The organism is Loigolactobacillus jiayinensis (assembly GCF_003946445.1).
GTDB lineage: Bacteria > Bacillota > Bacilli > Lactobacillales > Lactobacillaceae > Loigolactobacillus > Loigolactobacillus jiayinensis.
This window is the reverse complement of sequence record NZ_RHOF01000015.1, coordinates 21,331-32,951: the sequence shown is the minus strand read 5'-3', so window position 1 is coordinate 32,951 and position 11,621 is coordinate 21,331. Positions and strand designations below refer to the sequence as shown.

Sequence of the window (11,621 nt, the reverse complement as noted above, 5' to 3'; positions counted from 1 at the left end):
TTTGAATCAAGTTTATTCTTTTTATTTACGCGCAAAGCGGTCACTGACCACTGCATTAACCACGGAAATGATCACCGCGGTTAAAATAGAGGCGCCAAAACCACTGAAGGCAAAACCGCTACCCACAAAGGCTGCCGTTAATTGTAGCATTACCGCATTGATCACTACGCTGAATAGCCCTAGCGTCAAGATCGTGATCGGTAACGATAACAACATCAGGATCGGCTTGATCAAAGCATTTAACACCCCAAGGACTAAACTAGCGCCTAGTGCCATCCAAATACTGGAAACATAGATCAAATGGGGAAAGAAACCAGCTAGTGCTAAGAAGATCAAGGCATTAACGAGGACTCGTTTCCAAAAACCCATTAAAAGTCACTCCAGTCATCATCTTGGACCTTCACATCGCGGGCTGCCTTACGTTCACGATGATGTTCTTGTCGGTACTGACTGCGCCCGTAACGTTGCCATTGTTGCTGCCGTGGCTGTGTCCACTGGCTACGGCCACGATGGCGTCCGCGGGTAACCAACAAAATAATAAACGCAATCAACAGCGGCACTGCCAAAATACGTAACGTAAATAGTAATACAACTGCTAGAATTAACAAAATTGGACTTAAAACTAGAAAAAAGAGAAACGGCATTAGAAATCACTCCAATCACTATCATTAGTACCTTGCTGCTCAGTACTATCTTTTGCTTGATAGTCTGGGTGTTGTGGCCGGCTCGGGATCACCAGCGCTAACAACGCATACAACACAACACCAGGAAAGCCGACAGTGAAGAACGTTGCTACCGCATAAATGATTCGTACCCACGTGGGATCAATGTTGAAGTACTCAGAGATACCGCCGAGTACCCCACTGATGACGTGGTGATCTGATTTGTACAAACGTTTTTCTGCCATTTTAATCGCTCCTTATATAGATGAGTTATTAGCGTGCCGATCCATCTAACAGGCGATGTGGCAGCGCGTTTAGTTTTGTGTATCTTTTAATAAAATATTACCAGAGGTTGTGCTTAATTCCAACTTAGCTGGTGTTGCGCCAAGATCACGTTCGAAATCATAAATTGAGTTACCCGTGTTATGCCGTTCGTTTAATACTTCAACGTTGCTTAAGCGAGTCTTGATCGCCCCAAAGCGCGTTTTACTTTTACCAGAAAGTGCCAGTTCTGTTGGTAATGCGACCTTGACGTTACCATTAACTGAACTTGCCACTAACTTAGTCAACGCAGACTCAGTAAGTGTTGCTTTCACATCACCGTTAACCGTGGTTAGTTCTGCTGACTCAACATTACTAGTGAAACGAACTTCACCATTAACTGTATTGACTAAAGCATCGATCAAACGACCGCCGTTCACCTTAATATTACCGTTAATTCCTTCAACTTCAAGCATTGAGGCGTTGACACTATTGAAAGTTAGCTGACCATTAGTACTCTTGATGAATAAGTCGTCGCCTTCAAAGCCCTCTAAAGTCACATTACCGTTCAATAACTTGATTGTTGTATGGTCATAAGTCCGCGCTGGCAAGTAGAAAGTGAGGTCAGCTTGGATCCGCTTGTTTGGCACCTTGAATGTCAGTGTATCTGCTGTGTTGGCCAATTCACTGCGTTGCAAGAAGTTTTCTAGTGAACTATCTGACTCCATTTTACCAAATAACTTCACGTGCGCGCTCACTTTAATATCTGGACTATCCCAAGTCTTAAAGTTGACATCACCGTTAGCTACCTTAACGTCTAAAATGGTTGCACTGGCGTTTTCATAAACAAAATCATGATCAAATTTAGTCGTTGCAATGCCGGGAACGCGGATATTAACTTCTTTCCAGTCTACGTTTTCCATAATCGATTGAGCAGTATTCTTAATGAATTTGCCAAATTGACCACTAGCTTCACCAACTTTTTCACCAACTTGGTTCAACGTGTCCGTGGCGTTATCTTTCCAGTCGTCGCCTAAATTCAACTTATCCGTTAAGCGCTCTTTATAGTGATCAAATTGTGCTTTGTGCAATGAAGTAACTTGTTTTTGCAAGCCGGCTTTTTCGTCGTTTAAAACGGCAATCTTGCTTTCCGCCTTGCCAATACTTTCCTTAGTTCGATCACGATCAGCTAATTTATCTGCCGACAACGTTTCAAGATCTTCCATTGTATCCAAAACTTGTAAATGTTCCTGCTGTGCCTTTAATTCATGCTGAGCGTCCTTTAATTGCGCATCAACATCTCGCAGCTGTTCTTGTAACTCGTTTAATTGTTCCGTATTATCAACTTTTTCTGGTTCAGCGTCTAGCTTAGGTTCAGCCGTTTTACGTTCAGTGTGAGTTTGCGTCGTCGTGTGTTGTTCTGCTGTGCTCTTATCCTGGGCAAGATTTTCTAACAACATTAACGCCTCTTCAGTTGAAATGACGCCTTGTTTGACTAAATCAAGAATTCGTTCACGTTCATTCATGTTATTGTCCTCCTTGGGCTATTTAAAGCAAAACATTATTTTTAATCAAAGTTAAGGGCAATTAATGACTTCTTTTGCCATGTCTCTATTATGGCTTGCTTGACGAAAAAAAGCATAGGACCTAAGTTGGATTTTACGCTCAGCTATTTGGTGGAATTAAGCTCAGTCGTTACGGGTAAATAGCTCATTACAGTCAAACGCTACTAAAAAACGATTATATTACTTTCAAACCAAGCCAACTAAGTTTAGACCGTTAATGTAATTTTCCCCACATTATGCCCTGCTGCAATTAGATGACTGGCAGCATTTAAATTAGCCGCATTTAAACCATGGTAAGTTTTAGTGCAGATCGATTTTAAGCCGCCTTGATCAATTAGATCAGCTACTCGCTGGAGAATTTGACCTTGGCTGGCCATACGGTACTGCTCCAGTGATTTAGTAAACATAAATTCCCAATCAAAGGACAGCGCCTTATTTTTCAGCGCGGTAATATCTAATGGCTGCGGTACGCCAACAATCGTTCCAATATGACCAAAAGGCTTAGCCAATTCGACTAACCGCGGTAAATAGCTCGTAATATCATAAAACACTGCAATCGCATCGAATTGATTGGCCGGCAGTTGCGCTAAACTATGCGCTTGATCAGTATGGTAATCCACTGGGAAAGCGACGCCATTTTGCGTTAGCCAATTAAAGTTTCGGGGACTCGCAGTCGCATAAACCGTTAGCCCAGCCCACTTTGCCAATTGACTAGCGACAGAACCAACGCCACCAGCACCATTAATAATCAAAATAGCTTGGCCTTGGTTGGCACCTGCTTCAGGAATAAAATGAAATTTTTCAAATAACAATTCATAAGCAGTTAAGCTGACCAACGGAAAAGCAGCCGCCTCCGCTACCGTTAATTGCGCCGGCTTTTTAGCCACCAGCCTTGCGTCAATCAATTGCTGCTCTTGCAAGCTGCCATCCCGCGTTGTCGTACCCGCATAGTAGACCTGCTCACCAATTTTAAAATTAGTCACCTGCTCACCGACAGCCAAAATTGTCCCTACACCATCAAAGCCAAGAATTTTAGGAGCACCAGCTTGATAGGTTTCCTGCTTTTTCAGATCAACTGGATTTAATGAAACAGCAGCCAATTCAACTAGTAAATCATAGCCATGCGCTGTTTCACGTTCCTTGTATCCGTCAATAAATTTATTATCACCAATTTCAATTGTTTTAATTTGCGCCATTTTGTTGACCTCCTAAAGTATCTCTCGCTTACGAGCATAGGCTGGTACTAGCTCATGGTCAAGAATTTTGCCGAAAAAAGCACACGCAAATTGCGTGTGCTCTAGTCATTTCTATTTAGTCGTCACTTGTGCGATAGCATCATCGGTTGCCACTAATTCAGTGGCTGGTGCAATCTTCAAATAACCAACGTGCGCCATATTTGTAATAATCACCATCATAGTTGTTGCCTTACCAGCCGCTTTAATGGCTGCTAAATCAACATGGGCGACGACATCCCCATGTTGCACCATTTGATCTGCGGCAACGGTCACATCAAACGGTGCCCCATTTAACTGCACGGTATCAATACCCATATGCAACAGAATTTCTAATCCAGCAGCGGTTTGGAAACCGATGGCATGTTTGGTCGGAAAAACAGAAATAACTTTAGCATCGGCCGGTGCGACGATGTCACCACTAGTTGGTTCAATGGCAAAACCATCACCTAACAGCTTTTGTGCAAAGGTCGCATCAGCAACAGCTTCAATGGCAACGTACTGACCATTAGCCACACTGTATAGACCCTCAGTAACACCAGCATTGATGCCATCATCACTAGCAGCCGTTGGTGTCTCAGCTGTAGCTGGCATTGCTACATCACTGATTGCCGTGCCGGCTTTATCTAATTTGGTTAAAGCGTCGGCAACAAATTGAACTTCCGTGCCGACAATGATCTGTAAATTGGTTTTATCTAACACATTTAATCCCGGAACGCCGGCTGCCTTGATCCCGCTCTGGTTGATTTTATCAGTGTCATTTAATTGCAACCGTAATCGTGTTGTACAGTTATCGATCACCTTAATATTATCTTGACCACCGATGGCCGCATAAATTTGCTTAGCTTGACGCATATATTTGTCATCAGTGTCATCCACTGCAACTGCAGTATCCATCCCAGTATCGACCGCCAACGGTTCGCGTCCGGGCGTCATCAAGTTAAACTTTTTAATGGCAAAATCAAAACCGAAGTAATAGATTAGCGCCATCACCACCCCTTGCACCAATAACATTAAGGGCTGATTCGCAATGGGCACGCGCAAACTCAATACATAATCGACCAAGCCACCACTAAAGGTGAAGCCAGCAGTCCAGTGCATGAACGCCGCAAACGCCAACGATAACCCAGTGAAAACTGCATGAATCACGTACAACGGCCAAGCTACAAACATAAATGAGAACTCAAGTGGTTCAGTGACCCCGGTAAAAAATGAAGCAAAACCAGCCGCTAACATTAACGAGGCGGTTTCTTTTTTACGTTCTGGGCGCGCGTTTTTGTAAATAGCATACGCGCCAGCGGGTAGGCCAAACATCATTACCGGAAAGAACCCAGCCATGTACATACCAGTAATACCTTTAGTTCCTTTGCTAGCCCAAAAATTACCGATATCATTGATGCCAGCCACATTAAACCAGAAAACTGAGTTCAATGCTTGGTGTAAGCCAGTAGGAATCAATAAACGATTAAAGAAACCATACAACCCTGCCCCTACTGCACCTAAGCCAACAATGAATTTACCAAAAGCAACCAGTGCCTGATAAACAGGTGGCCAAATAAATAATAGAAGCAACGAAATAACTAGCATCGTCAGCGCCGCCATGATTGGCACTAATCGTTTACCACTGAAGAAAGAAATCGCCATGGGTAATTTCACTTCATGGAAGCGATTATACATTGTTGCCGCGACTAACCCAGCGATGATCCCGATAAATACATTGGCCGGAATTGCGGCAAAAGCAGTATTGACCCTGGCCAACTTAGTACCCAACAATGTGGCTACCTGTGCTGGTGCTAAAACGTAGGTTGGTACGATAAACGCCACCACTCCGGCTAATGCTGCCGAACCATCTTTATCCTTTGACATGCCAAGTCCTAAACCAACCGCAAATAATAATGCTAAGTTCGTTAAAATGGCGTTCCCGCCAGACTGCAAGAATTGCGCTGCCGCCCAGTTAGCCGGTAACCAATGGCCAATACCGACAAGTAAAGCTGCTGCAGGTAAGGTGGCCACTGGCAACATTAACGAGCGACCCATTCGTTGAAAATATGTTTTCATCCAAAAGCCCCCAAAAATGGTATTATCAGGTTTAATGCAGCACAAATTCAGTCTATACCAATGCTATAATAAACATATATGTAGCTGTTGTTTTACCTGTATTTAAAGTATACCAAAAATAAAAGACTATTGTTTCAGAAAACGTTTCCTTTCATGAAAAAGTTGATAAATAAAGTATTCAGTCAACCTAACTTGCTTTTATACAAAGAAATTCCGACACATTTTAATAATCACAAGCGTAGTGGAACCGTTATAATAAATATAATCAGTTAATTTAGGAGGCCATACTTGTGGCACAATTCAATCCGCAACTCAGTTTAATGCAGCAATTCAGCCAATTGTTAAATTTTTCCTTTTGTGAATTCACTGCTAACGGTCAATTAGTAACGCAAGTCCAACGCGATATGGCAATCACACTAGATTTAACGCAGGTAAAACAGCAACTAGCTTTATTTAAAAATACACAACCACAATTATTTGCCGTCAATCAATGGCAATTACTGATTCTTTGCCTACCAAAGCTCTCTGAAACACATTGGAATGGCTTTTGGCTTTGTTTTATTTCACTAGATGCCCCGAATATCAGTCACGTTAACGTTGACAAAGATTATGCGATCAAGTTAGCCACGGCCCTGTACTTAGCGTTATATCACCATTCGATCACTACTAAAGTACGCTTATCACCAAAACTAGATGCTTTAGTTATTAACTATTCACTACGCGATCTGTTGTTGGAAGAACTTAAAACTAATGAAATAACCCATTATCGCGATATGACTGATATTTATGAACGCGAAAAAATCTTATTGGCAGCAATTACCGCTGGTGACTTGGAACGAGCCTTAAGTTTGATCAATCAATTGCTGAATATTCCAGAATACATTGGTATGCTAAGTAACGACCCACTTCATCGCATCAGAGGCTTCATTATCGTTACTGTTGTCATTGTCTCTCGTGCAGCCAATGCAGGTGGTGTTCCGGCTGGCGAATCCTATTTTAAAGGCGACAAACTCATCCGTAAGGCAGAACAAGCAGTCGACCTAGATAATTACAAAGATTTCACGCGCCAAATCGTTACCTACTACACTCAACTAGTACAACATTACCGTCAAGAAAATCTGCCTACCGCGGTTTACCAAGTAGAACAATACTTGCAGCAACATATCTATCAGCCGTTAACAGTGGCACAAGTTGCAACAGCGCTAAATTATACGTCGACCAATTTATCACGGATCATTAAGCACGCCACTGGCTCATCGCTAAAACAATTTATTTTACAACGTAAAGTCATTGAGGGCCGTTATCTACTACAATTCTCAAAACGTTCCATTCAGGAGATTGCAACTAGCTTAAACTTTGCGGATGCCAGCCACTTTACACGTGTTTTTCACCAATATACTGGTATGACCCCTTCTAAATTTCGCCACTAAAAAATGAGCTCACTTATTGAGCTCATTTTTGTTAACCTAAAATTTTCACCTGACTGCCAACGCCAACTTTGGGATAATCTTTTGCTTCAACGTACATAGTCCCAGCTAATTCTGGCGTTGTAGCGCCATTGAAAACAACAGAAATATGACCCAAATTACTCAAATTGGTTTGTACCTCACCACCGACAGCTGTAATCCGATACGCTTGCTGATCGATCACTAATGTCATACCTGGTTTAATTGTTTGTTGCACTGAAGCAACGTTGATCAAATAACATGATGAGCGTAAAGCAGCTGGCGCCTCATCGCCAAAGAAAATCATCATATTGATCGACGCAAAGTCCTTAGCTTCCGTTCCAATTTCATTCACTTGTGTTGTAAAAACAACTGTTTTAGTTTGGTCCATGTCAAACTCCTCCTTGTATTTATTTTGCATATAGTCCAAAACTAGCTAGCCAAGCGACAATCACTCGGGGGACACCATTAATAAAGCGCGAATATAATACTGACGGTACACCAACCTCAACTGTTTTGGCATCAGCTTCTTCCAGTCCTAGACCAACTGGAATAAAATCACAACCGTTTTGCGTATTGATTGCAAACAAAGCTGGTAGCGCATACTGTGGTGGAATGTTGCCTTTGCCAATCTCTACACCAATTAAAGTGCCAACAACTTGACCGATAACCGCGCCGGGCCCCAATAATGGTGATAAAAATGGTAAAGAACAGACAAAGCCGATCACACACAAACCAATCACATTACCCGCTAACGGTGACATTAACTTAGCAAAAATATTTCCGATGCCCGAGCCCTGAATAATACCAATCAATAAGGCAACAAAAGCCATAAAAGGAATAATTGTATTAATAACAGTTTGAACGGAGTCCTTAGCTGCCTGGTTAAATGTCGCAACTACTTTACCCGCACCAACCCCGATTTTAGCAATGATACTTTTATGCTGGGTCTGTGTCGTAATACTTTTACCAGTTTCATATTTAGGCTTCTCTGCTGTGACTTCCTCAGCAATTGGTTCAGCTGCTGTCTCATCAGTCAATGTAATTTGTTTATCCCCAACCGCTGATACGTAAATTTCAGGATGAATAAATTGTTGTAGCGGACCACTTTTGCCAGTTGGTAAAACATTGACCGTCAAAATACCCTTTTTCGGATAAATACCGCAACGCAAGGTACCACCGCAATCAATAATAGCTAAGGCTGTTTCTTCATCGGGGATTGCTGTTTTAAAGCCATCAACAGCTTTCATACCCGTTAATCGTTCAATTTTATCAACAATACTTGGGCGCTCGCCGCCGGTAACGTAAATAAATTTATGCTTTTGTTCAGTTGGCGTAATGGTCAACGGACCACCATAACCGCCACTACCTTTTACGATACGAATACTATGCCAACTCATGATATAACCCTCCTATTCCACACACGTTTATGCCTGCTCAGTTTCAGCTGACTTAGAACTAAGCGCAACTTTTTTCGATAAAGTGACGCCGCTTGACTTACAAACAAAGGCTGTCGTCAAGTCAGTGACCCACCCGCCAATAAAGTTCATCACTAAACCAACTAATAGATAACGCATCGCCAGATCCATTGTATTCAAACCTAACTTTTGTACTCCTTGTGCAATTCCCATCCAAATGAACAACTCACCAGGATTAATGTGGGGAAATACACCATTACTTGTATGGTTGAATTGAGCCATAGCCGCGTAATAACTGGGTTTGTAAAATTCTGGCATAAAGCGACCTAAGGTAAAAGACATCGGGTTACCTAGCATAAATGCGGCCAGAAATGGTAGCAACATGTATCGTGTCAAAACGTTTCGCGATGACGCTTTAGCAATTTTTTCCATTCGTTCTTCGCCAAGAAAAGCGATAATTGTATTCATTAGAACTAGCAATAATAAGACAACTGGCACGATTGATGACATCCAGCCAATGAAGGTTTTAGCGCCAGTTTGGAATAAATTCATAAAACCTGATGCAAAATCCGTTATATAATGCATATTAACTGCCTACTTTCTTTAAATAATGGCCAACCCGCTGCAAGCGAATACGTGCGTAGGTGACTAGCGGTAAGTCGAAGAAATTAGTTTGGTCACTAAAGTCATGCTCATTTAGCTGACCACTATGATACTTGATCAACGTCTGATAGGCATTTAGCAAACATTGGCGTAACAGTCGTGGCTCAGGTGCTAATTGTTTGTAATCTGTCACCAGTTCGATAAAGCGTTGCCCGTTAAACCGAGTAATTGTTTGAAACCTGGCAAAAATAGTAACCCCTTTCATTAATTGGCAAGCGCGTATCACGCCATCTTGGTCTAGCGCGACCAAGAGTAGTGTGCCCGCTTGAAATCGTTTGGGATTGCGTCCAATCAATACTCGCCCTTGTCGCCGGAGGGTCTGATAATGATGGGTAAAATTTTGTAGCTGCAAGAACCCCAGCCCTGCCTGTAAAATAAAGGCAACAAAAATAATTAAAATAATGATCAGCATTAAATCCCCTCCGTTAATTGTTCAATGGGCCGCTCCAAATGGTAATGTAACAGATTCTGCAAAACATTTTTCTGGCGCACCACACTAAAAATAAAATCATATACCGTATCCAGTACGCGATTCAGTTGTTGGTTTAGCTGTTGCGGGATGCCTAGCAAAAAGATCAAACGAACTGCTTGTTTGTTCACCGTCAACGGCTGCTGTAAAATACCAATCTGAAGAAAAATTGTTGGCGTCGTAGTTTCGTTAATTGTATGCGGCAAAGCAATTCCGTTTTCAAAAACACTGCTACCTTGAGCTTCACGCTGATGCCACATTGCTTTGAAACTAGCGGCAAGTTCCCCATTGATTGTCGCTTGGTCGATCATTTGGTCAACAGTCGCTTGATAACTATTCTGTGGTGCAAGATAAGTGACTTGTAAGGTACAAGCTTGCGTCGCGATTGCTTGCTGGATAAGCGATAATGTTACTTTAGTGGTCAATTCCTCAGTTCGAAATAAATCATCGATCCGAATAACCGGAATTCGATTATCACCTAGGTCTAATGGCCGGTTGGAAAAAATTAGTAAGAATGGTAAATCTGGCCGTTTCAGCGTTGCGTTATCAGTAATCGCCACGACTTCAATGTGATCAGCAAAAACCTCAGTTAGCTGCTTTTGCAAAAAACGACGCGCGCCGATACCGATATTTCCAACAATACCAACTTGCTGTGCACTATGTTGCTGATGATCCTGCACATCATCTAATGCTAGTTGAAAATATACCGCCAAATAATTAGATTCCGTAGTTGGGATAATAGTCCCCAACCGCTGCTCCAATGTGTTGAGTGCAATCAGCGCTAACTCGGCAGCAACCGGATAATTTTTAATAATTTCGTTGGTGAATATTTCACTGGCGGGCACATTGAATAAGCTACGATAGCACAAGAATAGTAAATGATACTTAACTTGTGTGTAAAATTCATGATAATCCAGTTCGACTTGAACATGGAGTTCAATTTGGCGTTTGATTTGTTGCAACAAAACCTGATTTGCAATTAATTGCTGTTTAATTGCCGATTGCAACAATAGTGCCGAATACTTTAGATTAATCGGAAAGCAAATAAAATCTTGCTCAGTTGGTGTTAAAGTAGCATGTCGTTGCGTCGATAAGGCTTGAAATAACTGGTGCCATGCCGGCGTTAGCGCTGCCAAATTTTGATAATGGGCAACGTGCAAATCTAATTGATAGCCGTTACGCCACAAATAAATCATAATAGCGACTAATTTGCGCAAACACGTAGCGGTCGCTTGATCCTTGATACTAACAATAATTGCTGCTAAAGCCTGCTTCACTTCATCAGTTAGCGGATAATTAGTGGCAAAATAGTCGTAAACTTCATTGAGTAAAAGTAATGGTATCTGATAATCCTGCTGAAATACTAATTTAATACCATGGTTAGATTGGGCAATAATTTCTGCATCATAGATCCGCAATGTGCGCCGCAGTTTATTTAAATCTTTGTTTAACGTACTCCGGCTGACCATTAGCGCATCAGCTAAATCATCTTGCACAATATAGCCTTTGACCATTACCAACTGCTGAATCACATAGGCTTGGCGTTTCTCGCTGTCATTAAAATCCAACGATTCACGTAAATAGCCAGCCTGTAAGCGACTCAAACCACGATAGTCATCAACTTGGAGATAGTAACGGCCATGTCGCTCCTTAATTTGGCCAATGCTGTGCAATTTTTCATTCAGTTGCGCCAACCGTTTTTGTAAGGTCTTCTGCGAAATATTCTCACTGGCAATCAATTCGGCTACTGGAATTGACTCACGAGTAATGAATCGTTTCAATAAACGATAATCTTGATTGTCCATCCGCATGACACCCCATTTCTATAAATTAGTACCAACAGATTCT

General features: G+C 41.9%; 12 protein-coding genes. 1 reads left to right on the top strand and 11 read right to left on the bottom strand.

Annotation, left to right across the window (positions count from 1 at the left end; all coding sequences use genetic code 11):
* Window positions 1-21: 21 nt before the first annotated feature.
* The 6 genes from EKM80_RS04945 to nagE all read right to left on the bottom strand — a co-directional run bounded on the left by EKM80_RS04945 (window position 22) and on the right by nagE (window position 5,778).
* Window positions 22-369, bottom strand: a complete 348-nt coding sequence (locus EKM80_RS04945) for a phage holin family protein (RefSeq protein ID WP_125552004.1) — start codon at window positions 367-369, stop codon at window positions 22-24.
* The gene (locus tag EKM80_RS04940; RefSeq protein ID WP_125552003.1) at window positions 369-644 is read right to left on the bottom strand and encodes a hypothetical protein; all 276 of its coding nucleotides are present in this window, start codon (window positions 642-644) and stop codon (window positions 369-371) included. Before EKM80_RS04940 ends, EKM80_RS04945 begins: the two co-directional genes overlap by 1 nt.
* Window positions 644-907, bottom strand: coding sequence for a PspC domain-containing protein (locus tag EKM80_RS04935; RefSeq protein ID WP_125552002.1), 264 nt, complete (start codon window positions 905-907; stop codon window positions 644-646). Before EKM80_RS04935 ends, EKM80_RS04940 begins: the two co-directional genes overlap by 1 nt.
* A gap of 69 nt (window positions 908-976) precedes the next feature.
* On the bottom strand, window positions 977-2,449 hold the full coding sequence (gene liaX, locus EKM80_RS04930; RefSeq protein WP_125552001.1) for a daptomycin-sensing surface protein LiaX: 1,473 nt from the start codon (window positions 2,447-2,449) through the stop codon (window positions 977-979).
* A gap of 245 nt (window positions 2,450-2,694) precedes the next feature.
* On the bottom strand, window positions 2,695-3,684 hold the full coding sequence (locus EKM80_RS04925) for a zinc-binding alcohol dehydrogenase family protein (RefSeq protein ID WP_125552000.1): 990 nt from the start codon (window positions 3,682-3,684) through the stop codon (window positions 2,695-2,697).
* A 111-nt stretch (window positions 3,685-3,795) separates the two neighbouring features.
* Window positions 3,796-5,778, bottom strand: a complete 1,983-nt coding sequence (nagE, locus tag EKM80_RS04920; protein WP_125551999.1) for an N-acetylglucosamine-specific PTS transporter subunit IIBC — start codon at window positions 5,776-5,778, stop codon at window positions 3,796-3,798.
* A 290-nt stretch (window positions 5,779-6,068) separates the two neighbouring features.
* On the opposite strand from nagE, the gene EKM80_RS04915 reads away from it, so the two are divergent.
* The gene (locus tag EKM80_RS04915) at window positions 6,069-7,208 is read left to right on the top strand and encodes a helix-turn-helix transcriptional regulator (RefSeq protein ID WP_125551998.1); all 1,140 of its coding nucleotides are present in this window, start codon (window positions 6,069-6,071) and stop codon (window positions 7,206-7,208) included.
* 31 nt (window positions 7,209-7,239) lie between these two features.
* On the opposite strand, the gene EKM80_RS04910 is transcribed toward EKM80_RS04915, so the two are convergent.
* The 5 genes from EKM80_RS04910 to EKM80_RS04890 are packed head-to-tail and all read right to left on the bottom strand — an operon-like array spanning window position 7,240 to window position 11,578.
* Window positions 7,240-7,614 (bottom strand): PTS glucitol/sorbitol transporter subunit IIA, encoded by a 375-nt coding sequence (locus EKM80_RS04910; RefSeq protein WP_125551997.1) that lies wholly within the window; start codon window positions 7,612-7,614, stop codon window positions 7,240-7,242.
* Window positions 7,615-7,633: 19 nt separating this feature from the next.
* Window positions 7,634-8,623 (bottom strand): PTS glucitol/sorbitol transporter subunit IIB, encoded by a 990-nt coding sequence (gene srlE, locus EKM80_RS04905; RefSeq protein WP_125551996.1) that lies wholly within the window; start codon window positions 8,621-8,623, stop codon window positions 7,634-7,636.
* 27 nt (window positions 8,624-8,650) lie between these two features.
* The gene (gene srlA / locus EKM80_RS04900) at window positions 8,651-9,226 is read right to left on the bottom strand and encodes a PTS glucitol/sorbitol transporter subunit IIC (RefSeq protein WP_125551995.1); all 576 of its coding nucleotides are present in this window, start codon (window positions 9,224-9,226) and stop codon (window positions 8,651-8,653) included.
* A gap of 1 nt (window position 9,227) precedes the next feature.
* Entirely contained in the window at window positions 9,228-9,716 is a 489-nt protein-coding gene (locus EKM80_RS04895) for a transcriptional regulator GutM (protein WP_125551994.1), read from the bottom strand.
* Window positions 9,716-11,578 carry a BglG family transcription antiterminator gene (locus EKM80_RS04890; RefSeq protein WP_164509506.1) on the bottom strand — a complete coding sequence of 621 codons (1,863 nt, stop codon included), beginning with the start codon at window positions 11,576-11,578 and terminating at the stop codon, window positions 9,716-9,718. Before EKM80_RS04890 ends, EKM80_RS04895 begins: the two co-directional genes overlap by 1 nt.
* Between the last annotated feature and the right edge of the window lie 43 nt (window positions 11,579-11,621).

What these genes read in the sequence shown, in the direction of transcription:
- srlA (WP_125551995.1), bottom strand. Translation starts at nt 9,226, where the DNA reads ATGCATTATATAACGGATTTTGCATCAGGTTTTATGAATTTATTCCAA.
- EKM80_RS04945 (WP_125552004.1), bottom strand. Translation starts at nt 369, where the DNA reads ATGGGTTTTTGGAAACGAGTCCTCGTTAATGCCTTGATCTTCTTAGCA.
- srlE (WP_125551996.1), bottom strand. Translation starts at nt 8,623, where the DNA reads ATGAGTTGGCATAGTATTCGTATCGTAAAAGGTAGTGGCGGTTATGGT.
- liaX (WP_125552001.1), bottom strand. Translation starts at nt 2,449, where the DNA reads ATGAATGAACGTGAACGAATTCTTGATTTAGTCAAACAAGGCGTCATT.
- EKM80_RS04935 (WP_125552002.1), bottom strand. Translation starts at nt 907, where the DNA reads ATGGCAGAAAAACGTTTGTACAAATCAGATCACCACGTCATCAGTGGG.
- nagE (WP_125551999.1), bottom strand. Translation starts at nt 5,778, where the DNA reads ATGAAAACATATTTTCAACGAATGGGTCGCTCGTTAATGTTGCCAGTG.
- EKM80_RS04910 (WP_125551997.1), bottom strand. Translation starts at nt 7,614, where the DNA reads ATGGACCAAACTAAAACAGTTGTTTTTACAACACAAGTGAATGAAATT.
- EKM80_RS04940 (WP_125552003.1), bottom strand. Translation starts at nt 644, where the DNA reads ATGCCGTTTCTCTTTTTTCTAGTTTTAAGTCCAATTTTGTTAATTCTA.
- EKM80_RS04890 (WP_164509506.1), bottom strand. Translation starts at nt 11,578, where the DNA reads ATGGACAATCAAGATTATCGTTTATTGAAACGATTCATTACTCGTGAG.
- EKM80_RS04895 (WP_125551994.1), bottom strand. Translation starts at nt 9,716, where the DNA reads ATGCTGATCATTATTTTAATTATTTTTGTTGCCTTTATTTTACAGGCA.
- EKM80_RS04925 (WP_125552000.1), bottom strand. Translation starts at nt 3,684, where the DNA reads ATGGCGCAAATTAAAACAATTGAAATTGGTGATAATAAATTTATTGAC.